Source organism: Clostridium thailandense (assembly GCF_019207025.1).
GTDB lineage: Bacteria > Bacillota > Clostridia > Clostridiales > Clostridiaceae > Clostridium_AM > Clostridium_AM thailandense.
Genome location: NZ_JAEEGC010000027.1, coordinates 12,983 through 39,219 on the forward strand (window position 1 = coordinate 12,983; position 26,237 = coordinate 39,219).

A 26,237-nucleotide genomic window follows, 5' to 3' on the forward strand; every position below is an offset into this window, starting at 1 on the left:
ACCGTTTAATTGTTACAATTTAGTTGCAACTAAATCACAAATTATAAACAATTTTAATATGGACACACATAAAAAAATAAACCTTAACTTTTTGTTCAAGGCTTACTTTAAATAAATATGTTATTTATTAAATTTCCAATCCTGCTTCTAATTCATCAATTTTTTGTGAAATATAACTTTGAAACTCCTGATCATGTATAAAAACAAGGTTTGATTTTATAAGAAAAATTGATGAACGGACTGCAGATTCTGCCAGGATATAAGCTTGCTTTACGTCCGATGCTGATGTACTACATCCATGTTTATCTACAAACTTTATAATATAAATTAACTCTACAATATTGTCTGCCATACTTAGAGGTATCTCTATAGCTGTTCTAAAATTATCTTGCAATTCCTTTTGTTTAATTTCTTTTTGAGCTTCTGTATCTGCCTTCATTAAATAGGAATCTATTACTTTCTTAAAGGCTTTTGTATCTTTATCAATATCATTAAGAAAAATCTCCCTATAGGAAGAACATTCCTCGGCTATTTCTTTCATTTTATCTGAAATATCCTGATATTCATCTTTTCTTGAGGTAAGGTTAGCCGCCATTTCAGTTAATGCTGCTGCAGAAGCTGCACTCAAGGCGGCTATACTTCCTGCAGCTGGAGTTAACGGTTTAGAAGCTATATTCTCTAAGAAAGAATTGATTGATTTATCACTTAGCATTTAATCACCTGCCTTTTATGAGTCAATATTTAAGAAGAAAAATATTGTATTTTATCTAATTAGTATACCCATGAAAGATTTTTTTAGAGATTAACATATCATACTCTTAACTATAAACATCATCAAATTCTCCATTTTCTCTTGAATTAGCAGAATATTAAAATTATAATAATTATATTATTATTTTCAGAAAGGACGTAATATAATGAAAAATTATAAAATGAATACAAAATGTGTACAAGCCGGTTACAGACCTGGCAACGGAGAACCTCGTCAAGTTCCTATTATCCAGAGTACAACCTTCAAATATGATACCAGTGAAGATATGGGAAAGCTGTTTGACCTAGAAGCCACTGGATATTTTTATACCAGACTTCAGAACCCAACAAATGACTATGTTGCTGCCAAAATTGCCGATATGGAAGGTGGTACCGCTGCAATGTTAACTTCCTCTGGGCAGTCTGCCAATTTCTATGCCCTGTTTAATATCTGTAACTGTGGAGATCACATTGTTGCTTCTTCTAGCATTTACGGAGGTACTTTCAACCTAATTTCCGTAACCATGGCCAAAATGGGCGTTACCGCTACATTCGTTTCTCCTGATTGTACGGAAGAAGAATTAAATGCTGCTTTTAAGTCTAATACCAAGGCAGTTTTTGGTGAAACAATTGCTAATCCTGCCCTTACCGTACTAGATATCGAAAAATTCTCAAAGGCTGCCCATGCACATGGTGTTCCACTTATCGTGGACAATACTTTTGCAACACCTATTAACTGTCGTCCTTTTGAATGGGGTGCTGACATTGTTACCCATTCCACTACGAAATACATGGATGGACATGGTGCTGCCGTAGGTGGAGCTATTGTAGATTCTGGAAATTTTGATTGGATGGCTCATGCTGACAAATTTCCGGGGCTTTGCACCCCTGATGACAGCTACCACGGTATTACCTATGCCGAAAAGTTTGGTAAAGAAGGCGCTTTTATTACCAAATGTACCTCTCAGCTAATGCGTGATCTTGGTTCTATTCAGTCCCCACAGCATGCATTTATCCTAAATTTAGGACTAGAAAGCCTTCATGTCCGCATGCCTCGTCATTGTGAAAATGGTCAGGCTGTTGCAGAATTTCTCCAAAGCCATCCAAAGGTTTCCTATGTTAATTACTGCGGTCTGCCAGGTGATAATTATTATGAGGTTGCAAAGAAATACTTGCCAAAGGGTTCCTGTGGTGTTGTCTCCTTTGGTTTAAAAGGTGGACGTGAGGCGGCTGAAATCTTCATGAAAAACCTTAAACTTGCAGCTATTGAAACCCACGTAGCAGATGCCCGTACCTGCTGTCTTAATCCTGCAACAAGTACACACCGCCAGATGAATGACGAGCAGTTAAAGGAAGCTGGTGTTCCAGCAGAATTAATCCGCATCAGCTGTGGTATTGAAGACAAAGAAGATTTGATTTCTGATATTTCACAAGCACTAGCTTATATTGGATAAATTTAATTAAGGGGATGTTCCCACATAAGTGTAACATCCCCTTAACCATAACATTAAAATCTACTGAGTTTAATTAAACCTTATCCGAAAAAGAAGTTTAAAGCTAATAATGCAACTAGTCCAGTAGCCCATGCTAGAGTAGTAGTAACGGACCATACTCTCATCTGTTCCTTAACATCCTTTATACCAATTGATTCATTGATAACCCAGAAATAAGAATCATTAAAGTAAGAGAATACCATCGAACCCACACATGCTGCTAAACCTGCAAATACCGGATCAAGATGTAGTCCTGGAACCATTGGTGCTGTAACTGAAGCAGCAGTCATTGAAGAAACAGATCCTGATCCTTGTACCAATCTTAATAAACTAGCTATAAGGAAAGGTATAAGAATTGGAGGAATACTTGTTTTAGAAATGCTTGTTGCAATAAAAGCTCCTAGACCGCTGTTTTGTATTATCATTCCTAGAGCTCCACCACCACCAACTAATAGCATCAACTTACCACTAGCTTTAAGTCCATCTTCCATAGAATTTAATGCATCAGACTTGGATTGTGTTTTTGTAAGTCCAAAAATAGCAATTAATAATCCTATGGATAGAGCAACTACTGGTGCTCCTAAGAAAGATAAGAACGAACTTGCAGTACCAGCTTTTAAACCTAATGACTTTGAAATAGTATTTATTAATATAAGTATTATTGGAATTAAAATTGGAGCAAAACACATAAATGGTGACGGTAAATTTTTATCTTGTTCCACAGCTATAGTTGCAGCTATTTCATCTTGTTCATCTTTTTCAAAGGATTCATTTTTATCTGGTCTAATCCATCCATCCTCTGTTTCATTAGGTATTTGATGTATCTGTTTACCTAAATATCTTGCATATAAAAGTATTACAATTATAATTGGAATAGCAGTAATAGTTCCAAATAACATAAATCTTCCAATGTTCGCATTTAGGATTCCTGCCACACCTATTGGTCCAGCAGCAGGAGGAACTAAGCAGTGACTCATCAATAGTCCCCCAGCTAGTGCTACTCCCAAAGAAACCACAGATTTTCTTGTTTTTCTAGATAATCCCTTAACTAAAGGTGCTAGAATGATAAATCCAGATGTACAAAATATAGATAGTGATGTAACAAAACCTGAAGCAGCTAAAGCCTCTTCTTCTTTTCCACGCCCAAATATTTTAATAAAAGTATTTGCCATTACTTTTGTTGCACCAGATGTCTCCAGAAGCTTTCCAAGCATAACACCAAAACCTATTATTATACCAATACTACTTAAGGAGTTACCAAAACCTTTAGTAATTGAATCAACAACTTTTGATTGATCCATTCCTCCAATAAGACCTATAGTTATAGCACAGATAATTACTCCAAGAAACACATGCACTTTTGTCTTTGTAATTAAAAATATTAGTAAAGACATACCTATGATTAAACCTATTATAGTTTGCATTCCTGTACTCATTTTTTTCCCTCTTTCCTTATAATCTTAATTTTTCTAATACTATTATTCAGCTATCCTCGCCTTCAAATAATCAACGCACTTAATTAAGGTGTCCTTTGTTCCTACTAATCCGCCCTTAGTTACTATTGGCATTCCTTCAAAAACTCCACCAATTATTCTTGAATATATAGCTAGTGGAATAACTTCATCCTTTACATCAAATCCAACTGCCTTTATCTTATTACAAAAATCCGCTGAAACATCACCACCTGAAGCATAAATGCCTCCGATTTTATCTCCTAACTTATCTGTTACTTTATAAATTATTGAGGCAATAGCATCTGTTACTATGTTAGCGCATTCTTTTTTACTTAAACCATATGTATTTTTGACCTCTGAAAAATCTATTACGTCCTTTTCATCAAGAGTTGTTGTAACAACTAAAACACTATAATCCTTTTCCTTTTCTAGAATTTCATTTACAACACGATCAATTTCTTTTTCTTTAAGTTCATTGTTTAAGAAATCAACTGTATTTGTTTTTACAACTAGAGGATCGCTTTTTGCTTTTAAAAAGTTTACCTGTTCTCTTGTTAAGTTACTTGCACTACCGATACCGCATAGTACCTTACCTATATTTTTTACTTTCTCATCCTTTTTACAAATTACTTTTGCAACGGATGCAGTAAATGTGCCTGGGTCAATAGCTACAAATTTTAATTTACTTTCAACGCATCCCTTTGCAATTTCATCAATATCATTTATTGTCTGAGCATCCATTACGATAACCCTGTTATTTTTCGCCTTTTCTAGAACTTCATCTTTTATAACACTTGAACCTTTTAATACCTTATCTAAAGAAATATATGCTACAGAATATTTGCTTTGTTTTTCAACTATTTCTGTTATTTTAGAAGTTTTAACAGGTGAAGTGGGATCTTTTGCAACTTCTGTTTTTTCAACAGGCACTCCATTAACTAATAAAATATTTCCTATGCTTACACGACCTGAATTTGGAAAAGAAGCAACTACGATAGCTACAGTTCCGTCACCTAAAGTTTCAATAATACTATCAATTTCCGCACCAACATTTCCTCTCAAAGTTGAATCAATTCTTTTGCTGAAGAATATTCCTTCTTTATTTTCAAATAGGTTTGCAGCATTTTTAACTCTTTCATAAGCATCAGCAGGTAAAATTCCTCTGCTATTTGTACTAATGCATAGCACATCAAAATTATCAAATTTATCCATATCTGAAGTTTTTAATATTGTTCCTACTTTTAGACCATCTTGCGCTAATATCGCACCTGTATCATTAGCTCCAGTTAAATCATCCGCAATAATTACTGTTCTTAACATATAGATTTCTCCTTTTCATAATAATCACTTAATTTTAAATACATTGTTAAATTTTAAACGCTTACATTACTTTTCAAATAAATGTCTTGCAGATTAGTCATTATTTTTTAATTACTTAAAATCTATTATCAAGTTCTAACCTGAAGACATATATTGGGGCTTTTCCTAGGCTGTAAAAACACAATGATATATTTACAATTACACTTTATCTGTGCTAAACTGTTTATGTTAAATAATTATTTATCCATCTGGATAGGCCTCTTTTTGTTTAGTAGATTAGATTGGGAGTCTTTTCTATTCTAACAAATGGAGGTTTTTGTTTGCCTAAAAACTTATTTAAGATTAAAAACAAACCACTCATTTCTTTTTTACAAAACAATATTAATTGTTTTTATCACTTTCAATTAAAAATTTTGGTCCATACTTAGCAGCAAGTAGAATAGCTTCTATCATGCTGATAGCACTTACTTTTCCTGTTCCAGCTATATCAAAAGCTGTTCCATGGTCTACAGAAGTACGTAAGAATGGCATATTATTAGTTAATGAGATTGTTCTTTCAAAATCTACAGTTTTTGTAGCAATATGTCCTTGATCATGGTAAAGAGAAAGAACTGCATCATATTTTCCATTTAGTGCTTGAGAGAAAACTGAGTCAGCACCAACTGGTCCATTAATATCAATACCTTTTTTACGACAATTTTCAACTGCTGGATATATGTATTTAACTTCTTCATCACCGAAAAGACCATGTTCTCCACAATGAGGATTAAGACCTGCAATAGCCATATGAGGTTTTTCAATTCCTAATACTCTTAATGCCTCTTCACAACGAACAATAAAGTTCTCAACTCCCTCTTGTGTAATTAAATCGCAAGCATTTCTTAAAGAAACATGTCTGCTGTAAAAGAATGTTCTTAAACCTTTTACCTCAAACATTGTTAAAGGATCCGAAACCTTAGTTAAGCCTTCTAAAACCTCTGTATGTCCTATGTAAGGAACACCTGCTGCTTTAAAGGATTCTTTATTTAAAGGTGTTGTTGCAATAGCTGCTACTTCCTTATTTAATGCTAACTTTATTGAATAAGCAAGATAATCGTAGGCGGCTTGTCCGCATTGTGCTTGAACTTTACCATATTCTAACGTCGACATATCAATGTTTTTTAAATCGATAAAGTCTAAAGTTCCAAAGGTATACTTACCTTCGCTGGGTTTAGAAACAGCATTTAGCTCTAGTGCAACATTTGTTATCTCTATTGCCTTGCTTAAAACTCCCTTATCTCCTACTACAAGTGGATTGCATACATCATAAACTTCTTTACTTTTTAAAGCTTTAACTACAATTTCAGGTCCTACACCTGCTGGATCTCCTAGTGTAACTGCAATAATTGGTTTAGTCATCTTATCTCCTCTTTCTTAACTTATATTTTATATATTAATCAACCGGTTTTGCCGGTTAACTAACCTAACGTTGTTTATACAAATACACAATTATCAACATCAATTTTATCAAAGTCTTTAATTAATTTTGGCGATTGTTTGTCAATAATTATCCCTGTTAACTTATGGGCAGTAGTTACTTTTATCATGCTTTTCTTACCATATTTATCGCTGGTAGCTAACATAAAGGACTTTTCACTAATTTCCATAAAAGTATGTTTTAAATACATTTTTTCAATACTAGTTGTCATGAAGTTACCATTTCCATCGAAAGCATCACAGCATAAAAAACAAGCATCTGCATTATATTTTTCAACAATATTGCAGGTTTCAACACCGATGCATTCCTTTGACTTTACGGAAACCTTTCCACCAATTAGAGTAACTTCTATATTGGAAAAATCACTTAAAAAAAGAGCAATTTTTAAATCAGTAGTAATAACCTTTAAATCTTCAATATTCACTATATTCTTAGCCAGTTCCATTATAGTTGTTCCAGCATCTAATATAATTGTGGAACTTGGCTTTACAAATCCAGCAGCTTTTTGTCCTACTAAATTTTTTTCATTAATCATATATTTTTCTTTTTCTAAATAATTTTGTTCTTTGATTATTGGACTTTTAACCATTGCCCCACCAAAAGTCCTATCTATAAGGCCTTTTTTTTCTAGAAAAGATAAATCTTTTCTAATTGTTACTTCGGAAACTTCTAATTTTTTTGATAACTCTAACACAGTTACATTTCCATTTCTTAAAATATAGTCATAAATTTTTTCTCTTCTTTCCAAAGCAAACATAATATCCTCCGCTGATGATTAATTTGTGAAAATCTTTTTTTAATGTAGTTTAATAGTATCATATGTTTCAATTAGTTTCAATATGTTTCAATTAGTTTCTTTTATAAGAACAATAAAAATTTCTAAATAATTTAAAAAATAGCCATATTATAATCACTATAAATCAAATAAAATACTGTTATTCAATTTATTTTTACACGTATTATATAAAACCTTACTTTAAATTTTCCTAAAGCTAGCCTTCTGTATAACAAAAATATTAATTTTCCAAAATGTTTTATTACACCTGCATTTTATCAATAAAATAAGCCTCACAAATTGTGAAGCTTATGGATGTATTTTTATAATTTCTTATCTAATTAATGGATATATTCTTTCAATTGATTTCGAGTTATTAATTCCATTTGTATTGTTACAATATAAATATCTTTAGAAATTGGGTTGATTACAATTCGTATATATCCCTGCTGACTCTAATGAATACCGCAGCATTTTTTACTGATTTAAGTAATGCGTCAGCGAGATTATTTTTATCTTCTCTACTAAAGCATTAAATTAGTTTTACATTAATCTTAATATCATCCTTTTTTATGCTTCTTAACAGCTTTAGTTCCAGAGCCATTTTCTTTTTTTTGCTTTTTTCCTTGATTTGTAGAAGAATCATCATTCCTGCTCATAACATTTATTCCTCCTTAAATTAAAATTATTTCATAATTTAACCTTATTATTTTGTTCAATGTACATATTATAATGCTAGGAAATTGATAACAAAAATAAAAGATTTATATACGTCAAAGATTAATATTTTAATTTTTCTATTAAAATTTAATACATTTTCATCCGGAATTATTCATTACAAAAAGTCTTTTCTATATGTTTATTTGATTTTTTAATAAAATATAACAAATTTAAAACTTTTTGTATTCATTTTTCATTTCTTTTAGGTGAAATCTAAAACTTTATAAATTTAATGCTTTAGCCACATTCAACATAACTTTTAGTATATTGTGAATAATGCAGATTTAAAGCATTTATAATTGCATATCCATATAATTATAAAATAATATTTTTTTACAAACATCCCCACTTTATCACTTATTTAATTTTATATATTTAGATTTTTATAATAATTCTACAAAATTTTCAGAATAAAACAATTTATTTTCTTGATATATGTAAATTTAATAATATGCAACGCACAAAAAGACAAATTTTTTCTTCAAAAATATGCTACAATAAAGATGTATTAAAAATAAAATCATTTCTTGTAGAAATCAAAGTTAGATCCGCACACAATTGTTCATTCATACCATCTCTTTAATTAATAACTTTAAAGTTAATAGCACTTTAAAATATTTGATAGAAATTTATACGTCACGATACAAGAAATACCAGATAGGATGATCCTAAATTTAAGAACAGCATTAAAAAGCTTACAAGTAATGTTCTATAGGGAATAAATACGTTTTCTATTAAATGTTACAAAATAATATTAACTAGGAGGTAGAATTATGTCATGCAATAATTGTAAATGTATGCAGGAAAAATTCGATGAACTAAAAGAAACTATTGAAGAACTTAGAAATGTAGATGGAAATCTAATGCCTGTTCTGCAAAAATCTCAAGAAATATTCGGATGTGTAGACAGCGATGTACAAGATTTCATATCTAAAGAGCTTAATATCCCTAAGGCAGAAATATACGGTGTTTCTACATTCTATTCATTATTTTCATTAGAGGCAAAGGGAGAAACTGTTATAAGAGTTTGTCTAGGAACTGCCTGCTATGTTAAGGGTTCAAAAGCAATACTTGACAGACTTAGCGAAGAACTTAACATTGATGTTAACAAAACATCAGCAGATGGAAAATTCACATTAGAAGCAACAAGATGCCTTGGAGCTTGTGGCCTTGCTCCAGTTATTACTATAAACGACAAAGTATATGGAAGACTTGTTCCAGACGATGTTCCAAAAATACTGAAAGAGTACAGAAAATAATTGGAGGTGGATGAATTGAAGAGTAGATTAGAGCTTGAACAAATTAGAAAAGAAGTTTTTGAACAAATAAAAGCTAGAAACGGAAGTGAAGATGGAGGCAAAAGGCAAATTTTGATTTGTGGTGGTACTGGATGTACATCATCAGAATCAATGAGCATTCTTAATTGCTTCAATGAAGAAATCGAAAAGAATGGAATACAAGACAAGGCCGTTACAGTAAGAACAGGATGCTTTGGTCTTTGTGAACTTGGGCCAATAGTAATCGTATATCCAGAAGGTTCCTTCTATAGTAGAGTTAAAATAGAGGACGTTCCTCAAATTGTTGCAAAACACCTTGTAAATGGAGAACCTGTAAAGGAGCTTCTTTGCCCAGAAACAGTTGATGATGGTGAAATAAAACCTTTCAGAGAAATGGGCTTCTATAGAAGTCAAAACAGAGTGGCACTTAGAAATTGTGGCGTTATCGATCCAGAGTGCATTAATGAATATCTAGCTCGTGATGGATATGAAGCACTAGAAAAAGCTTTACTTGAAATGAAACCTCAAGAAGTTATTGATACAATAAGAGAATCTGGTCTTAGAGGTCGTGGAGGCGGAGGTTTCTTAACAGGTGTTAAGTGGCAATTTGCTGCAAGTCAAGTTGCAAATCAAAAGTATATAATATGTAATGCTGACGAAGGAGATCCCGGTGCCTTCATGGACAGATCAATACTTGAAGGAGATCCTCAAGCTGTTGTGGAGGCTATGGCTATAGCTGGATATGCTATAGGAGCTACTCAAGGTTTTATCTATGTTAGAGCTGAGTATCCAATAGCTGTAGGAAGACTTAAAATAGCAATAAAGCAAGCAAAAGAATATGGAATTCTTGGAGAAAACATATTTGGAAGTGGGTTTAATTTTGATTTAGATGTAAGACTTGGATCAGGAGCCTTTGTATGCGGAGAAGAAACCGCTCTTTTAAACTCAATCGAAGGTAAAAGAGGTATGCCAAGGCCTAGACCACCATTCCCAGCGGTTAAGGGTCTATGGGGTAAGCCAACTATTATAAACAATGTTGAAACACTAGCTAATATTCCTCAAATAATATTACAGGGAAAAGACTGGTTTAAATCAATGGGAACTGAGAAAAGTACAGGTACAAAAGTATTTGCACTTGGCGGTAAAGTAAAAAATACTGGTCTTGTTGAAATTCCAATGGGAACAACGCTAAGACATGTTATATATGATATAGGCGGAGGAATCCCAAAGGGAAAAGAATTCAAGGCTGTTCAAACAGGAGGGCCTTCCGGCGGATGTTTAACTCAAGATCATCTTGATACTCCAATCGAATATGACACACTAATAGCTCTTGGATCAATGATGGGTTCAGGTGGAATGATCGTTATGGATGAAGATAATTGCATGGTTGACATTGCAAGATTTTTCCTGGAGTTTATAGTTGATGAATCCTGTGGTAAGTGTACTCCTTGTAGAGAAGGTACAAAGAGAATGCTTGAGCTTCTTCAGAAAATTACTGAAGGAAAAGGTGAAGAAGGAGATATTGAAAGACTTGAATCACTTGCGAATACTATCAAGTCAACTTCTCTTTGCGGACTTGGACAAACTGCTCCAAATCCTGTTCTTTCAACAATTAAATTTTTTAGACATGAATATGAAGCTCACATTAATGAAAAGAGATGTCCTGCAGGAGCTTGCAAATCACTTGTTAGATACGAGATCACCGAAGATAAGTGCAAAATGTGCGGAATATGTGCAAAAGCTTGCCCAATTGGCTGTATCCAGGGAGAAGTTAAAAAGACACCATTTGTAATAAGCCAGAAAGATTGTGTAAAATGTGGAACTTGTTTTGAAAAGTGCCCATTCAAAGCAATAAAAAAAGGTTAGTAGGTGAAATGATATGAGTATAAGTTTAACTATCAATGGTAAACAAACCAAGGTTAAAGAAGGCACTACAATTCTTGTAGCTGCAGCAGAACTTGGGTTTGATATTCCTACATTTTGTTATGACCCTTCCCTTGAGCTTTATGGAGGATGCAGAATCTGCGTGGTTGAGGTTGAAGGCGCAAGAAATCTTGTAGCCTCTTGTACAACTCCAGTTTCTAATGGAATGGTTGTTCACACTGAAAGTGAAAAGGTAGTTGAAGCAAGAAGAAATATATTAAGACTTCTTCTTGCTAACCATCCGAATGACTGCCTGACTTGCCAAAAAGCTGGTTCATGCAAGCTTCAAGAATATGCTTATAAATACGTTGTAAATTTCCAGGATCACGATGGTGAGAGGCACAATTATGCCATAGAAGACAAGAATCCATATATAGTACGAGATATGAACAAGTGCATACTTTGTGGAAAATGTGTGAGAAGCTGCAGTCAAGTAAGCGAAAGGCGAGTTCTTACCTTTGCCAATAGAGGAATTGCTACAAAGGTCGTTACCTCTTTCGATATTCCCTACGAAGACTCATCCTGTGTTCATTGCTACAGGTGTGTAACTGTATGTCCAGTTGGAGCCTTAATGGATAAAAGGGCTCTAGGTACAGGAAGGTCTTGGGACATTGAGACTAAAACTATAACTTGTGCTTTCTGTGACAATGGCTGCAATTTTGAAGTTGGAATGAGGGGTAAAAAAGTTGTCTATGTTACTGCTAAAAGCCCTGACAAAGGCAGACCATTATGCCTAAAGGGTAAGCTTGGAAATGAACTTAAATATCTTGATGATCCTAAAAAGCCGTATATTAAAAAAGATGGTAAATTCGTAGAGTCAACTTGGTCCGAAGCATTAGAATTAAATGAAATAGTCGAAAAGATTATATCCCTAGAAAAAAGATAGAAATATTTCTTTTAAGCAGATATCCCAAATCTGTGATTTTGTGATAGTCGCTTACTCATCTGACGTAAGGAAGAGGAGTTTCATTTATGCTAAAGTAACTTAAATATTTAACAACTCAACTTTTTAGAGGACAGAGGACAATTGTCTTCTCATAAAAATTTTGTATGTGCGAAATTTGAGTTAACAATTTACTAGAAGGAGGAAAAAATGATGGTTACACTAATTATTAACGACAAAAGTGTAACAGTTCCAAAGGGTACCACAATTATGCAGGCTGCCCAAGGAATTGATATAGATATTCCTAACCTATGTTATGACAAAGATCTTACGATATTTGGCGGATGTAGAATTTGTGTAGTTGAAGTTGAAGGTTCAAGAACTCTTGTTGCATCATGCTCAACAGAAGTAAAAGACGGAATGGTTGTTCAAACTGAATCTCCAAAGGTTATTGAGTCAAGAAGAAACATTCTAGATCTTCTTTTGGCTAATCATCCTATGGATTGTCTTACCTGTGAAAAGGTTGGTAAGTGCAAGCTTCAGGAATACAGTTATCGTTATGATGTAAAAGGAACTACCTTTAAAAATGGTGCAAAAAAGAACCTTCCAATCGACAGTGAAAATCCTTGCTATGAAAGGAATCCAAACAAATGCATTCTATGTGGAAAATGCGTAAATGTATGCAAGGAAATTCAAGTTAGTTCAGTAATTGATTTTACTGGAAGAGGTTTTGATACAAAAATAACTACAGCTTTTGATAAGCCTATAAGCACTGATAACTGCCGACTCTGCGGACAGTGTGTTGAAATATGTCCAACGGGAGCACTTGTTCATAAACAATTAAAAGGAACTCGACCTTGGGAAATTAAAAAGGTTCGAACAACATGTCCTTTCTGCGGAACAGGCTGCACTTTCGATTTAAATGTAAAGAATGGAAAAGTAATTGGAGTAACCGCTACTGATGAAGCGGTTGTAAACGGGCGTTCACTTTGTGTTAAGGGACGTTATCATGCAGATTTCATGTATCATAAGGATAGAATAACAACTCCACTTATAAAGAAAAATGGAAAATTTGCTCAGGCAACCTGGAAAGAGGCTCTAGACCTTGTGGGCAGTAAGTTCAAGGAAATAAAAGAAACCTTTGGCCCTAATGCCCTTGCCGGATTAAGCTCAGCACGCTGTGTAAATGAAGATAACTATATATTACAAAAATTATTTAGAGTTTCAATAGGTACCAATAATGTAGACCACTGCGCCCGAACCTGACATGCTCCTACAGTTGCCGGTCTGGCAACTTCATTTGGAAGCGGAGCTATGACTAACTCTATTGGTGAAATAGAAGGTAATGATGTACTATTTATAATAGGATCAAATACTACAGAAGCGCATCCTATAATCGGAAACAAAATGAAAAGAGCAGCTAGAAATGGTAAGAAACTTATTGTTATAGATCCAAGACGTACAGAGATTGCTGATTATGCCACTTATTTCCTTCAGTTAAATCCTGGAACAGACGTTATATTGGTAAATGGACTTATTAATATAATTATTGAAAACAACTGGCAAGCTACTGAGTATATCAAGGAAAGATGTGAAGGCTATGAAGAAATGGCTGAAAATGTTAAGAAATATCCTCCTGATTATGTCAGCAAAATGACTGGAATATCAGAGGATATGTTATATAAAGTTGCAAAACTTTATGCTACTACTGAAAAAGCGGGTATATTCTACACACTTGGTATAACTGAGCATACTCATGGTACTGACAATGTTATGAGCCTTGGAAACCTTGCGATGGTTACAGGTCATGTTGGTATCGAAAATGCTGGTGTTAATCCTTTAAGAGGACAAAACAATGTTCAAGGAGCATGTGATATGGCAGCCCTTCCAAACAACTTTCCTGGATACAAAAATGTTTTTGATCCTGTTGCTAATGAATTTTTCAGAAATGCATGGGGAGTTGAAAAGCTTGATGATAAAGTAGGTTTGAAGATTCCTGAAATGTTCCAAGCAGCTGTAGAAGGAAAGCTTAAAGGAATGTATATAATGGGAGAAGATCCTGTTCTTACTGACCCTGATGCCAATCATGTAAAGCACGGATTGAAGTCTCTTGATTTTCTTGTTGTTCAAGATCTTTATATTTCAGAAACAGCAAAGCTTGCAGATGTATTCCTACCTGCTACCTGCTATGCTGAAAAGGATGGTACTTTCACTAATACTGAAAGAAGAGTTCAGAGGGTAAGAAAAGCTGTAGATGCTCCTGGTGAGTGTAGACTTGATTGGGAGATAGTTCAAGATATAGCCAACCGCATAAGTGACTATAAATTTAATTATAAATGTGTTGAAGACATTTGGAATGAAATTAGAGAAGTTGCTCCTAATTTTGCTGGTATATCTTATGATAGGATAGATAAGGATGGTATTCAATGGCCATGTCCAACAACTAGCCATCCTGGAACTAAGTTCCTTCACCAGGGAAAGTTTACACGTGGGCTAGGTAAGCTTCAAGCGATTGAATACAGACCTTCAGCAGAGACTCCTGATGAAGAGTACTCAATGCTGCTTAATACAGGTAGAATGCTATTTCATTATAATATTACCACTAGATTTTCAAAGACTCTTGATACTTTGAGACCACACGAACTTGCTCAAATCAACCCTGTTGATGCTGTAAAACTTGAGCTTAAAGAAGAAGATGAAATCAGAGTAACTTCAAGGAGAGGTTCTGTTGTTACAAAAGTTACGATAACAGATAGAGTAAAGCCTGGGACTTTGTTTATGACTTTCCATTACTGGGAATCGCCTGTTAACGAACTTACAAATGGCGAAGGTGACCCTATAACAAAGACCGGAGAATATAAGATTGCAGGAATAAAGGTAGAAAAGGTTCCAAGTGGAACATTAGCTCAAGAAATGTCAGAAAGATTAAATGCTTAAAAATAATTGAAATGTCGGGGTGAGAGACTAACTAAGGTCCTTCACCCCAACTTTATTTACAACAGTGTTATACAAAATAAATATTAAATTTTCCATAATTTTCTTCGAATCTATCTTAGAACAGAAAAAAAGAGGTACAATTCTCCTTCTAATTCATACAATAGTAATGGATAGATTCCGCACGTGAAAGGAGATATTATGCAAATTCATGTTGTTCAAGCAGGGCAATCTCTATTTGATATTGCACGAACATATAATTCAACAGTTGGTGCAATTGTGGGAGCAAATGAACTTCCAAATCCTAACCAGCTAGTAGTAGGTCAAGCGTTGGTAATTCCTATTATAGGAAGCTTCTATACGGTTCAACCAGGAGACAGTTTATACAGTATTGCAAAAAGCTTTGGAGTAAATTATATGACTCTTGCGAGGATTAACGGAATATCACCCAACACTCCCCTCTCCGTTGGATTTAGATTATATATTCCTCCAACGCCCAGAAGAAGTGCAGAGATAAACGCATATGTAGAGCCAATAGCTGGAAGAGTTTCCCCTCAATTGGAACAGTCTGCTCGAAGCGCAGCACCACATTTAACTTACCTAGCACCTTTTAGCTTCCAGATTCAAAGGGATGGAACCTTAAAAGAGCCTCCTCTAAATAATTTTGAACGAATTGCAGAGAATAGCGGCGCAACTCTATTGATGGCAGTTACTAATCTTGAGCAAGGTCAATTTAGTACAGATTTAGGAAGACTTATTCTAACAAACGAACAATTACAAAATACTCTACTTGACAATATAATCGCCACAGCAAAGCGACTTAACTTTAAAGATATACATTTCGATATGGAACATTTGCCTCGTGAACTAAGAGTAAGCTATAATGCTTTCTTAAGAAAAGCTAAAGCAAGATTAAGTGCACAGGGTTTATTAATGTCTACTGCCTTGGCACCAAAAACAAGCTCAACACAAGTAGGTGAATGGTATGAAGCCCATGATTATAAGGTTCATGGGCAGGTTTCTGATTTCGTTGTCATAATGACCTATGAATGGGGCTACAGTGGCGGTCCGGCAATGCCCGTATCTCCACTGCCTCAAGTTAGACAGGTTATTGAATATGCCTTAACAGAAATGCCTGGTTCCAAAATTATGATGGGACAAAACTTATATGGATATGATTGGACACTTCCTTTTGTACCAGGAAGTATTGCAAAGGCAATAAGTCCTCAGGATGCCATTCTACTCGCAGCAGATCATAATGTACCAATAAGCTATGATACTACTGCGCAAGCTCCTCATTTTGATTATACAGATGAAAGTGGAAAACGTCATACTGTATGGTTTGAAGATGCTAGATCAATTCAAGCGAAATTTGACCTTGTAAAGGAACTTGGTCTCAGAGGCGTAAGTTATTGGAAACTTGGGATTCCTTTCCCACAAAACTGGCTGCTGATCGAAAATAATTTTAATGTTGTGAAACGATAATTTATGAAACATTTCAAAGTCTTCATAACCTTACGCTAGGAAATGTTATTTTCTCCACGTGTTTGTATTTTTATTAATTCCATTACAAGGAAGGAAAATTAACGTGTACTTTTAATTTTCCTTCCTTTGTTTATAGTTTATATATATTATTAGCATCCATAAAATTTTAGATATTTTTCAATATTTAATTGTATATATCGAGCACTGTGATTACCAGAGAATACATGATTTTGAGAATTTATCCCTTTTTCTTTTAATATTTTATGTAAAATTGAGCAGCCTTCATAAAATTTACCTTCGTCCTTATCCCCAGCATCAAGATAGACATCAATACCAGAAGAAATATTATTATTTCTTGCAATATATATTGGATCATATTTTTCCCATGCACCCATGTCTTTATAATACGGCTTGTCTTCCTCTTCAAGTTTCAGCTCCAAAGCAGGCATATGTCCTCCTACTTTTGAAAACATATGCTGATGTCTTAGTGTATTGTGAAGAGCTACATACCCTCCAGCAGATGCCCCTCCTATATATCTTCCTCTTCTATCTTTTATAGTATTGAAAGTTTTATCCGTTAAAGGTACTATCTCTTTCATAAAGTAATCTTCATACATTCCTAAATTTATGATTCTATTATTATCTTCAGAATCAATCATCTCCTTGCAGATTAAGGACGAGTTCACTCCCCTACTATTTTCAATTCTTGGACATGCAATTATCATGGGCTTAATTTTTCCATCTTTTATCATTCGATCAGCTTTAGTGTTTATCTCCATCTCAAACATTATATTTTCACTTCCACTTCTTCCATGTAGAAAATATAATACAGGTAAAGGAGTGAGACTATTATAACCTTCAGGTAAATACACTAACATTGGCATTTCTTTACCAAGTATATTGCTATAAAAATTCACTTTTTCTATTTTTGATTTATTCATTTTTATACCACCCCATTTAAAATTTTGAGCTTAATTAGTAGAATAATTTTGCTGTTTACAATAGAACGTACTTGTATTATGATAATTATATTTGCAATATAATTCAAGAATTGTATTGTTAAAATTCAGCATAATTTTAAAGAAACTAATTTCAAACAACAATAAGTTTTTTAAAATACTTAACTGCCCATTATTAATTAACCTACTGGGCAGTTGTACTAGAATTTATTAATCCCTTTATGCATATGTTATGATGTAAAGACACTGTAAAATTCAAATTTAAATAATACAGTGCTTTATAATTTTAGAATGCGACTGTACTTTACTGAGAGTAAGGAATCATTGTTATAGGTCGTTTACCAATTCTGCTATACGTTTCTTGACATCACCTTTATAGATACCTCCATGATAGCAAATTACTGTTTCAATATCATATTTCATTAATTTTTTTATGGATTTTATATTTAATTCATTATCAAAATTAATATCTTGGTCTGCTCTAACAAGCAAACCTTCTTTTACACTAAGGATATCTCCAGCAATTAGAATCTTCCACTGTTTAATGTATAAGCAAATATGTCCCGGTGTATGCCCCGGTGTATAAACAACTGTGATTCCTCCACAAAACGGTAGTTCCTGCCCATCAATTAACGTTTTATCTACATTTACTCTACTGTTTTCAAAACCTGATTTTAATTTTTCATATATTATCTTCATATTATCAGGCAAATACTCCAATCTGTCTTTAAGCTTAGCAAGTTTAACAGGCTTTTTTTCACCGTTTATATATGCTTTTTCTTCCTCATGAGCAAAAACTTTAACCCTGCCAGGCAGCTCTTTCAAAATGTCAGAAACACTTCCAATGTGGTCAATATCTTGATGGGTTAAAATTACCATATTTAATTTGCTAAATGGTATACCTTCTTTCTCAAATGATTCGCGAATTTGATTTAACTGACCTGGAAATCCAGTATCAATCAAAACCAATGAATCTTTATCCCAAATCAGTGTTGGATTAATGACACTCGCCATTCCCATTATATTAGCAGGTATTTCAAGCATATAAATTCCACTTTCAATTTTCATTTATTATTTCCCTCCACAAAATTAAAATAAATTAATTACTCTAAACTATAAAGCAAAAATAATTATTTTTGGACATCTTAATATTCTCCCCAATACTTTCTCTTTTCATTTTAAGACTTAATATTCTTAATTATATCTTTATAGGCATTAATATACACTCTAGTATCCATATCATAAGCCACACCGTCGAAACCCTCTTGAAAATATTTTTTTGCCGATTCTTTACTTCCTGCGTAAATTAGTGCAAATTTTCCTGATGATTTGCAAGCTTTTACAACACGATCAATAGCATTAACAACCACCGGATCACTAAATTGTCCAGGTTTATTAAGTGAAATAGAAAGATCATAAGGACCTATAAAAATGCCATCTACTCCTTTAATTGCAGTAATTTCTTCAATATGTTCTAGACAGCCTAATGTCTCACATTGTGGAATAATCATGGTATGACTATTACAAAAATCAAAATAATTATTAATATCTTCAGCAAAATCCTCAAAGCCAAATCCACCTGCACGAGTAGGAGCAAACCCACGCATTCCGACAGGATAATACTTTCCGTACTCAACCAATTTTCTAACCTCTTCCACTGAATTAATACAAGGAATAATTAGAGCCTGGGCACCTATATCCAACATTTTCAAGACAGAAGGTCTTGTTGCATCCTTAATACGAACAAAAGGTGCAATTTTACGCAATTCAGCAGCACGAATAAAATCCATTGAACTTTCAACCTCAAAGGGACCATGCTCAGTGTCTATTATAAAAAAGTCAAGGCCTGCAAGTCCTAGACACTCCACAGCAGTGGACCCTCCTAGTTCTAGGAAAGTTCCTAGAATTTTTTCACCATTTTCTAGTTTTTGTATTATTTCATTATTCATTTGTATTCCCCCTATTTAAACCTATTAATATTTTCACATTTTAGATATAATTTGAGTATTACAACCTTTACCTTATTGTACTAAATTGGAAATACCTGTGTCAAAATTTAATATATTTTACAATATTGAAATTCTCATGCTATAAATGTGAATTTTTTATTAACATTATTCGTTTAATTCTTAATTCGTTAACAAATATATTAAAATATTGTAACAATACTTTTGTATAATAATAAAGAAATATTATTATGCAAAGGAAGTTTCATATGAATTTAGAAAAACGTAGAAATTATTATTTTGACAACTTAAAATTATTATTAATTATTTTGGTAGTTATGGGACATGTTATAGAGCCCCTAATTGATTCAAATAAAAATATTAAAGCAGCATATATGTTTATATATGCCTTTCATATGCCTCTTTTTGTTTTTGTTTCGGGATACTTTTCCAAAAACATAAATGATAATAAAAAATTTTTTTTCAAAATAAACAATATTCTTGTACCATATATTATTTTTCAACTGCTATATTCCATATTCAATATATATGTACTTAAAACACAAGATTTTGAAGTTACTCTCATCTATCCGTATTGGACTATGTGGTATCTTCTTTCACTTTTTACTTGGAGTATAACACTTCCGTATTTCTCCAAAATAAAATATTCAGTATTAATAGTATTTGTTATTTCTATAATAAGTGGATACGATAATAATATTGGGTACTATTTAAGCTTATCAAGAACCATAACATTTTTTCCATATTTTTTAATGGGATACTTTTGCAAACAGGAATACATGGATATTATAAGAGTACATATTAAAAAAGTACATGCACTATTGGGGGTATTAACAGTTTCGTTACTTATATATTTAATGAATTCTAAAATTGACTATAGATGGTTTTATGGTAGTTATCCATACTCACAATTAGATGGCTTTGGCTGTCCTAAATTTATAATAGATATATTAACGTATATACTAGCAATAATCACATCTGTTTGTGTGTTAGCTTTAATTCCAAATAAAAAATTAATTTTTACAAAGTTAGGTTCAAGAACTATGAGTGTATATATATTTCACGGATTTATTGTTAAGTTATTAGTTAAATATAACTTTTTTAATTATATAGATTCTTTTACAAGTAAAATATTCATTATGTTAATTTCATTGTTTATAGTTGTGATACTTTCTTCCAAAAAGATAAATGAAATTGCTAATATGATAATTTACCCTAAAATATTGAAGCAGGTAAGCTAAGGTTTATTATCTAAAAATTGTCCATTGAAATTCTATAAGAGCATAGATTAATAATTTAAAACCCCTAGGAATCATTGCGAAACTTTCTAATCATTTATCAAAATAAAGCAAATAATTCTTATTCAGCATATTATGATTAGAAATAATGTAATTCATTGGGGGGAATCAAATGATAGAAATGAAAACACGCCAGTATATACTTAGCTCTATAAGTTTTGATGATTTTTTCAAACTGTTAAATCAGGAACAGATTAAATATATTATATTGAGATGGTTTGATAAATTTCCTAAAATTAGAAAAGGAGAAGCTATTGATTTACTTGTTCATGATGATGATTTATTTAAGATTAGTAAGCATGTTTCTCCCCATTGCAAAAATAATTCTATTGCATGTAATATTTATAGTATTAATGGCATGACTGGAACTGATTACAATGAACTACCTTATTATCCTAGTCACTGTGCACAAGAAATGCTTAATGAAAGAATTCTATGGGATAATAAATATTTTGTGCCTAGCACTAAACATTACCTACTAAGTATAGCCTATCATGCTGTTTATTATAAAGCAGAAAATTCAGGTTTGCCTCGAGGTATCAGAGAAGAAGATAGTGAATTAGTCCACAATAATAAATATACAAAAGCTCTCCGTACTATGATTAATCAGTGCGGCATAAACGTGGAATTGACGTGGGTTGGTTTACAAAAATTTTTGGATGAGAACAACTGGACTCCAGAATTATTAGTACTAAAAAAGCTTTCTAAAAAAAGCAATTGGGTAAAAAATTTATATTATTTAAAGCTCCATGACAGGCAAAATACAGGTGAAATTATGGCATTTATCATTAGAGAATGGGCTCATGAAAACAACTTAACTGATTGGATAATAAAGTGGTTAGAGAACCACGGTTTACACATACTAAATATTTATGAACTTGATGAAAGTCGTAAGAAAAAGGCAACATGTAATTTGCGAGGAGGCGATTGGGGATATAACAAATGGAGAAAACATGGAGGAAGCGGAAAACCAGCTGTTCTAATTATAGCTTATGATTTCTATCCAATTCCTTTAGACAAGATGTATAAAAAGTATTATCCTTATGTGTCAAACGGAAATTTCCTTTTGAAAATAAAGCTTCGAAATGAACTGAATAAGAATCAACCTCCAAACAAAAGAAGGAGTATCATCCACTCAAGTGACAATACTTTAGATGCTTTAGAATTCATTAATACTTTATATCCAAAGGAAATTCCTAAAATTCTAAACAAAATTAACTTAGCTAAAGAAAAGATGAAAATCACGGCCGACACTTAACTTATGCTTCGGGATATATTAGCATTCTTCCGACACAATAAACACTTTTTATAAGTCTAAAGTTCAGTATTTTGAAAGTCTAAGAACCATTGATAAACTCGTACCCCAAACACATAAATAGTCCTAGGACTTTCTAAAATACTTAGCTAAGACTTATAGCAAAAGTATTTAAATGTGCCTTCCAGAATATCAATATATCCCTGCACATAAGTTAAATGTCTGGTGTAGATATCTATAAGTGTAACAACTCCTTGCTATAAAATAATTTTACATGATGGAGTTCTCCACGAAGGTTCTCCAATTTGATTGTTACTATCAGTTAAATAATGTTTAGGTTTATAAATTAATATTTAATTTTTCCTTATATCGTTTCCCCCATGCCCACATCGAGTCAAGTATAGGTTTTAGGCTCATCCCGTCTTCTGTAAGAGAGTATTCAACCCTTGGTGGGATTTCAGCATAAGCTTTTCGAGTAACTAAACCATCTTCCTCCATCTCTCTTAGCTGCTGGGTCAGCTATTATATGAGTGATATTCTTAATTACTCATGTGAAAAGGTGTTTAAAATAAGCCGGTTAAAGTGACTCATTCATCACTTTAACCGGCTCTATAAAATCTTCTCTATACTAGTTAACTTGACCTTCTACATTTATTTTTTGGCTCTCCTTTTTCCTATAGACAAACAATAATGCGTAAGCGCAAACACACATAGCTGTACAAGTTATAAATGCTGATGTCGTAGAAATATCTGCTGTCTTACCAATAATTACATTAACTCCTGCACTAGTTAAATCTCCAAAAATAGCGAACACTGATAAAAGAGTCGCCCTATCAGTAGTCTTAATGCTTTTATTTTCAATATCCAAAACTATAGGAGAAATCATAGCTCCGCAGCCACATATCTGCCAAATACCTTTTCACTCTCTTCTTGCTTAACTGATGAATATATTAGAGCTACATCGCATCCTGAGATTCCTGCTAAAGATACTGATAATAGTATTCGTTCTAGAAGGAACATTTCAAAGGAATACGCTTTATAAAAAACTATTTTTGATATGAAGTATATAAAATTTGAAATAACAAGTGACTTCTTATACCCAATTTTATCTGCAGCCCATCCCCATGGGATTTCAAAAATAATCATTAATACCCATGATATTGACTCTATTAAAAACATATTAGATAAAGATAAATTTCTATTTTGCCTATACACCGTCGCAATAGGTCCATAAAAAACAAATCCCTGTAAAAATACGATAATGTACATTAAATAAACGTTAACTTTTCTATTCAATTTTAATACACCCCCAAAATTACATAGGAAAAAAACCTTGTTATAAAGGCTAATTTAAAAATATACTATAATTTGAGGTGTATTAAATCGGTCTGAACATTTATTTTTTTCTCCTTTAAGATATAGTTCATAATACTAACTTACTTATTATTGTAAGTTTCTTCAGTTAAGCTTATTAAAGATAATTATCTATAATTTATAGTATACAATACATTGAAAATTAGAACAATTTTGTAATATCCGTAACTGCCTTTATATTTTCAATTTATCTTTAATGAATCCTATTTGTACATGTATTATGGCAACGAATCTTACCTAACCCCTGTAGATCCAAAGCCACCTTCTCCTCTTGATGTATCTGTAAGTTCTTCTATTTCCTTTATGGTAACACGAAACACAGGTTTAACAACCATTTGTGCAATCTTCATGCCTTTTTCTACATGGAACTCCTGCTTTCCATGATTAATCAATATAACACCTATTTCACCTCTATATCCTTCATCTATTGTTCCAGGGGTATTTAGCACTGTTATTTGATTCTTTAAAGCTAATCCACTTCTTGGTCTTATTTGAGCTTCAGTTTCCTTAGGCAGTTCTATTTGTATTCCTGTTTTAACAAGTTTTGATTCTCCAGGTAATATTACTAAATCATCTACTGAAAACAAATCTAGTCCAGCATCTCCCTCATGGGCATACTCTGGCATCCTAGCTTCCTCATTTATTCTCTTAACCTTTAATTCAATCATGTCTAACTCTCCATTCTGTAATTTTAAATTTAATGCAGTATTATTATAACATATCGTTTTTATTCTTTATTATATTTCTATATAATTTGTTCTCCATATTTTATATATAAAATTAAATTTAGAAACTTTATTCTATACATATAAAAGCGATACTTGAATATTACAATCTTTAATTCAAGTATCGCTTAAATCTATTTTTTGTTCTCTAGTTATATTGCCAGAAATGAATTCTAATCATTATTCGAATGTATGCCTACAAAGGCATGGATCTTTTTTTAAAGTATAATATCTTTTTTCTCGTCCTATAATATTTGATGTTATCAATTCTTTAATTGCCTGTCCCACCATTACTCGCGAAGCTCCAATCATATCTGCCAATTCTTGTTGAGTAATGATAATATCAATTAATAATTCTTCTCCTTTGCTTTCCCCATATTCTTTAGCAAAATGATAAAAGAGATATAAAAGTTTTTCTTTTACAGTTTGTCGTGTATCTTCTCCGTATTTTTGTAAACTATCATAACGTTTTTTACCAAGATAGCTGATTATTCTTAAAGCAAAAGAGGAATTCTCTTGAATTAACGTTCTAAACTGCTGTCTGCTAAAACAACAGATTTTTGCCTCTTCCATAGCAATAGCACTAGATACCTCTTTCTGCTCTTGATATAAAGATAGTTCACCGAGGATCTCGCCAGGGCCACAAACATCCAAAATAGCTTCATGACCATCTTCAGTTATTTGCACTAATTTAAGCTTACCCGACTTAATGAGATAAACTGCATTTGAAAATTCATCCTGATGGAAAAGTGACTCACCTTTTGATAATTTTTTCTTTACTGTACAATTGCAAAGTTTTATACACTGCTCACTTTCAAGTCCACGAAATAAATCTAATTCTGCTAAGCAAACTATGCATCTTTTCATGTAAATTACCTCCAAAAATAAGTCGGGTTACCTTTCGATAAATAAAATCATTTGAGATTATCTAAGTATTAAATCATTGGCTCAGCTTTGTCTGCCTTAAATAAAACAGAAGAATCTCTTATACAAGCTTTGCCAGTAAGACGAAATCCTTTTGGTCCACCTTCTGTAGTAGCAACCACTACTTGCATTATATCATTATTTTTGATGTTTTGCTGAGTCTTTTCCATTTTATAAATTCCAAAGCTTAACATATCTTCATCCACGATTTCTCCCTTTCCTACAACAATCATATGCGGCTCGCCTTTTGGTGACATAGTAGTAATAGAAATAAACGGTGATTTTGTAACTACATTTTTGATTTCATCAGTAATAATCATTTTTTCTTACCCCTTTACATTTTATTTTATTGATTATATTTGCCATTATACTTCTGACTGGTTAGATTATAGCATAGTAGGGTGGAATAAAATGCTAAATACTTTACAAAATTAAAATTTAGTGCAACAGAGCCTTACTTTTAAAAAGGGGCTGTCGCACTTAGGTAAGTACGGCAGACCCTCTACGCTTATGATTTTATATATAATATATTTTAATTATTTACTTACTTTTAATAACTATTTATTATTACATACCTATTATGAACTTGGTATTACAAAAAATCAAATTCGCTGTGCTTGTCTTTGTAATCTAGCTGATGGGCGATTCTTCATGAAAATACCTGTAAACCCTGCAATTATTGGTAATATAAATAGTATAGAAACTGCAGAAGTCAATCCAAAAACATCTCCAATACGACCTATTACAATAACCACTAATCCACCTAAACCATTAGCAAATCCCATTGTTAATCCCGCAGCTAATGCCTTGTTTTCTGGTATAGCTTCCTGCGCCGCTACTACAGTAACAGAAAAGCTTGATAAAAGTGCAGAGCCAGCTAATGCAAGAAATATTGTGCTTATCATACCCTTTGTAAGCAGAAAAGTAAAAAATAATGGTGTAGAAAGTATAAGCGAACCAATAATAAGCTTCTTTCGACCAAAGTAGTCTGATATAAAGCCTCCAATTATGCCTCCAAATGCACCAGCCGCAAGCATAATCGTAACAAGATGACTGGCTTGGATGTTAGATAAATTTTTATATTTAAAATAAAGTGGAAGTATTGTCAATAACCCAGTATATGCTAAACAGGGCAAACGCATGAGTTAACAAAATGTGAATAAGCCCTTTTAATCAAGGATTTGTTGTATAATCATTTTGAAGGGATTATACAACAAATTTTTAGCTGCAAAATAAAATCTTCA

Annotated in this window: 21 protein-coding genes and 2 pseudogenes; 8 read left to right on the forward strand and 15 right to left on the reverse strand. The window is 32.7% G+C overall.

Annotation, left to right across the window (positions count from 1 at the left end; all coding sequences use genetic code 11):
- Window positions 1-127 precede the first annotated feature (127 nt).
- Window positions 128-712, reverse strand: a complete 585-nt coding sequence (locus I6U48_RS06730; RefSeq protein WP_218319650.1) for a cyclodeaminase/cyclohydrolase family protein — start codon at window positions 710-712, stop codon at window positions 128-130.
- 205 nt (window positions 713-917) lie between these two features.
- On the opposite strand from I6U48_RS06730, the gene I6U48_RS06735 reads away from it, so the two are divergent.
- Window positions 918-2,204, forward strand: a complete 1,287-nt coding sequence (locus I6U48_RS06735; RefSeq protein ID WP_218319651.1) for an O-acetylhomoserine aminocarboxypropyltransferase/cysteine synthase family protein — start codon at window positions 918-920, stop codon at window positions 2,202-2,204.
- Window positions 2,205-2,284: 80 nt separating this feature from the next.
- Here the strand turns inward: I6U48_RS06735 and I6U48_RS06740 are convergent, their stop codons facing one another.
- From I6U48_RS06740 to I6U48_RS06755, 4 genes are all read right to left on the reverse strand, one after another.
- Entirely contained in the window at window positions 2,285-3,679 is a 1,395-nt protein-coding gene (locus tag I6U48_RS06740) for a GntP family permease (RefSeq protein WP_218319652.1), read from the reverse strand.
- Between the two features lie 42 nt (window positions 3,680-3,721).
- Complete coding sequence (locus I6U48_RS06745; protein WP_218319653.1) at window positions 3,722-5,017, reverse strand: four-carbon acid sugar kinase family protein; 1,296 nt, start codon at window positions 5,015-5,017, stop codon at window positions 3,722-3,724.
- Window positions 5,018-5,398: 381 nt separating this feature from the next.
- Complete coding sequence (pdxA, locus tag I6U48_RS06750; protein WP_218319654.1) at window positions 5,399-6,415, reverse strand: 4-hydroxythreonine-4-phosphate dehydrogenase PdxA; 1,017 nt, start codon at window positions 6,413-6,415, stop codon at window positions 5,399-5,401.
- 74 nt (window positions 6,416-6,489) lie between these two features.
- On the reverse strand, window positions 6,490-7,251 hold the full coding sequence (locus tag I6U48_RS06755) for a DeoR/GlpR family DNA-binding transcription regulator (protein WP_218319655.1): 762 nt from the start codon (window positions 7,249-7,251) through the stop codon (window positions 6,490-6,492).
- Window positions 7,252-8,762: 1,511 nt separating this feature from the next.
- Here I6U48_RS06755 and I6U48_RS06760 point away from each other — a divergent pair.
- From I6U48_RS06760 to I6U48_RS06780, 5 genes are all read left to right on the forward strand, one after another.
- Complete coding sequence (locus tag I6U48_RS06760) at window positions 8,763-9,248, forward strand: NADH-quinone oxidoreductase subunit NuoE family protein (protein WP_218319656.1); 486 nt, start codon at window positions 8,763-8,765, stop codon at window positions 9,246-9,248.
- A 6-nt stretch (window positions 9,249-9,254) separates the two neighbouring features.
- On the forward strand, window positions 9,255-11,132 hold the full coding sequence (gene nuoF, locus I6U48_RS06765; protein WP_376774535.1) for an NADH-quinone oxidoreductase subunit NuoF: 1,878 nt from the start codon (window positions 9,255-9,257) through the stop codon (window positions 11,130-11,132).
- 13 nt (window positions 11,133-11,145) lie between these two features.
- Complete coding sequence (locus tag I6U48_RS06770) at window positions 11,146-12,075, forward strand: NADH-quinone oxidoreductase subunit G (protein ID WP_218319658.1); 930 nt, start codon at window positions 11,146-11,148, stop codon at window positions 12,073-12,075.
- A 207-nt stretch (window positions 12,076-12,282) separates the two neighbouring features.
- On the forward strand, window positions 12,283-15,009 hold the full coding sequence (gene fdhF, locus I6U48_RS06775; protein ID WP_246615229.1) for a formate dehydrogenase subunit alpha: 2,727 nt from the start codon (window positions 12,283-12,285) through the stop codon (window positions 15,007-15,009).
- A 198-nt stretch (window positions 15,010-15,207) separates the two neighbouring features.
- Window positions 15,208-16,491: a glycoside hydrolase family 18 protein gene (locus I6U48_RS06780; protein ID WP_218319659.1), complete on the forward strand. Its 1,284-nt coding sequence runs from the start codon at window positions 15,208-15,210 to the stop codon at window positions 16,489-16,491.
- A gap of 149 nt (window positions 16,492-16,640) precedes the next feature.
- On the opposite strand, the gene I6U48_RS06785 is transcribed toward I6U48_RS06780, so the two are convergent.
- The 3 genes from I6U48_RS06785 to I6U48_RS06795 all read right to left on the reverse strand — a co-directional run bounded on the left by I6U48_RS06785 (window position 16,641) and on the right by I6U48_RS06795 (window position 19,399).
- Complete coding sequence (locus I6U48_RS06785; protein ID WP_218319660.1) at window positions 16,641-17,432, reverse strand: alpha/beta hydrolase; 792 nt, start codon at window positions 17,430-17,432, stop codon at window positions 16,641-16,643.
- Between the two features lie 345 nt (window positions 17,433-17,777).
- On the reverse strand, window positions 17,778-18,518 hold the full coding sequence (locus tag I6U48_RS06790) for an MBL fold metallo-hydrolase (protein ID WP_218319661.1): 741 nt from the start codon (window positions 18,516-18,518) through the stop codon (window positions 17,778-17,780).
- A 110-nt stretch (window positions 18,519-18,628) separates the two neighbouring features.
- Entirely contained in the window at window positions 18,629-19,399 is a 771-nt protein-coding gene (locus I6U48_RS06795) for an HpcH/HpaI aldolase family protein (RefSeq protein ID WP_218319662.1), read from the reverse strand.
- Between the two features lie 266 nt (window positions 19,400-19,665).
- On the opposite strand from I6U48_RS06795, the gene I6U48_RS06800 reads away from it, so the two are divergent.
- Together I6U48_RS06800 and I6U48_RS06805 are read left to right on the forward strand one after the other, a co-directional pair.
- Window positions 19,666-20,658 carry an acyltransferase family protein gene (locus I6U48_RS06800; protein ID WP_218319663.1) on the forward strand — a complete coding sequence of 331 codons (993 nt, stop codon included), beginning with the start codon at window positions 19,666-19,668 and terminating at the stop codon, window positions 20,656-20,658.
- Between the two features lie 169 nt (window positions 20,659-20,827).
- A complete protein-coding gene (locus tag I6U48_RS06805; protein WP_218319664.1) occupies window positions 20,828-21,973 on the forward strand; it encodes a hypothetical protein in 1,146 nt (381 codons plus the stop codon).
- Window positions 21,974-22,309: 336 nt separating this feature from the next.
- Here the strand turns inward: I6U48_RS06805 and I6U48_RS06810 are convergent.
- From I6U48_RS06810 to I6U48_RS06840, 7 genes and pseudogenes are all read right to left on the reverse strand, one after another.
- Window positions 22,310-22,489: pseudogene (locus I6U48_RS06810) on the reverse strand (winged helix-turn-helix transcriptional regulator); the annotation flags it as partial.
- Between the two features lie 109 nt (window positions 22,490-22,598).
- Window positions 22,599-22,856 carry a hypothetical protein gene (locus I6U48_RS06815; RefSeq protein WP_218319665.1) on the reverse strand — a complete coding sequence of 86 codons (258 nt, stop codon included), beginning with the start codon at window positions 22,854-22,856 and terminating at the stop codon, window positions 22,599-22,601.
- Window positions 22,853-23,266, reverse strand: a complete 414-nt coding sequence (locus tag I6U48_RS06820) for an MFS transporter (RefSeq protein WP_218319666.1) — start codon at window positions 23,264-23,266, stop codon at window positions 22,853-22,855. Before I6U48_RS06820 ends, I6U48_RS06815 begins: the two co-directional genes overlap by 4 nt.
- Before the next feature lie 311 nt (window positions 23,267-23,577).
- Window positions 23,578-24,012 carry a dUTP diphosphatase gene (gene dut, locus I6U48_RS06825; RefSeq protein WP_218319667.1) on the reverse strand — a complete coding sequence of 145 codons (435 nt, stop codon included), beginning with the start codon at window positions 24,010-24,012 and terminating at the stop codon, window positions 23,578-23,580.
- A 237-nt stretch (window positions 24,013-24,249) separates the two neighbouring features.
- The gene (locus tag I6U48_RS06830; RefSeq protein ID WP_218319668.1) at window positions 24,250-24,936 is read right to left on the reverse strand and encodes a Crp/Fnr family transcriptional regulator; all 687 of its coding nucleotides are present in this window, start codon (window positions 24,934-24,936) and stop codon (window positions 24,250-24,252) included.
- Window positions 24,937-25,004: 68 nt separating this feature from the next.
- Window positions 25,005-25,313 (reverse strand): pyridoxamine 5'-phosphate oxidase family protein, encoded by a 309-nt coding sequence (locus I6U48_RS06835; RefSeq protein ID WP_218319669.1) that lies wholly within the window; start codon window positions 25,311-25,313, stop codon window positions 25,005-25,007.
- A 282-nt stretch (window positions 25,314-25,595) separates the two neighbouring features.
- A pseudogene (locus I6U48_RS06840) lies at window positions 25,596-26,120 on the reverse strand (MFS transporter); the annotation flags it as partial.
- Window positions 26,121-26,237 lie beyond the last annotated feature (117 nt).

Bases quoted from the DNA above. Each gene is read 5' to 3' on its own strand.
- I6U48_RS06730 (WP_218319650.1), bottom strand. From the start codon at position 712: ATGCTAAGTGATAAATCAATCAATTCTTTCTTAGAGAATATAGCTTCT.
- I6U48_RS06735 (WP_218319651.1), top strand. From the start codon at position 918: ATGAAAAATTATAAAATGAATACAAAATGTGTACAAGCCGGTTACAGA.
- I6U48_RS06740 (WP_218319652.1), bottom strand. From the start codon at position 3,679: ATGAGTACAGGAATGCAAACTATAATAGGTTTAATCATAGGTATGTCT.
- I6U48_RS06745 (WP_218319653.1), bottom strand. From the start codon at position 5,017: ATGTTAAGAACAGTAATTATTGCGGATGATTTAACTGGAGCTAATGAT.
- pdxA (WP_218319654.1), bottom strand. From the start codon at position 6,415: ATGACTAAACCAATTATTGCAGTTACACTAGGAGATCCAGCAGGTGTA.
- I6U48_RS06755 (WP_218319655.1), bottom strand. From the start codon at position 7,251: ATGTTTGCTTTGGAAAGAAGAGAAAAAATTTATGACTATATTTTAAGA.
- I6U48_RS06760 (WP_218319656.1), top strand. From the start codon at position 8,763: ATGTCATGCAATAATTGTAAATGTATGCAGGAAAAATTCGATGAACTA.
- I6U48_RS06770 (WP_218319658.1), top strand. From the start codon at position 11,146: ATGAGTATAAGTTTAACTATCAATGGTAAACAAACCAAGGTTAAAGAA.
- I6U48_RS06780 (WP_218319659.1), top strand. From the start codon at position 15,208: ATGCAAATTCATGTTGTTCAAGCAGGGCAATCTCTATTTGATATTGCA.
- I6U48_RS06785 (WP_218319660.1), bottom strand. From the start codon at position 17,432: ATGAATAAATCAAAAATAGAAAAAGTGAATTTTTATAGCAATATACTT.
- I6U48_RS06790 (WP_218319661.1), bottom strand. From the start codon at position 18,518: ATGAAAATTGAAAGTGGAATTTATATGCTTGAAATACCTGCTAATATA.
- I6U48_RS06795 (WP_218319662.1), bottom strand. From the start codon at position 19,399: ATGAATAATGAAATAATACAAAAACTAGAAAATGGTGAAAAAATTCTA.
- I6U48_RS06800 (WP_218319663.1), top strand. From the start codon at position 19,666: ATGAATTTAGAAAAACGTAGAAATTATTATTTTGACAACTTAAAATTA.
- I6U48_RS06805 (WP_218319664.1), top strand. From the start codon at position 20,828: ATGATAGAAATGAAAACACGCCAGTATATACTTAGCTCTATAAGTTTT.
- I6U48_RS06815 (WP_218319665.1), bottom strand. From the start codon at position 22,856: ATGATTTCTCCTATAGTTTTGGATATTGAAAATAAAAGCATTAAGACT.
- dut (WP_218319667.1), bottom strand. From the start codon at position 24,012: ATGATTGAATTAAAGGTTAAGAGAATAAATGAGGAAGCTAGGATGCCA.
- I6U48_RS06830 (WP_218319668.1), bottom strand. From the start codon at position 24,936: ATGAAAAGATGCATAGTTTGCTTAGCAGAATTAGATTTATTTCGTGGA.
- I6U48_RS06835 (WP_218319669.1), bottom strand. From the start codon at position 25,313: ATGATTATTACTGATGAAATCAAAAATGTAGTTACAAAATCACCGTTT.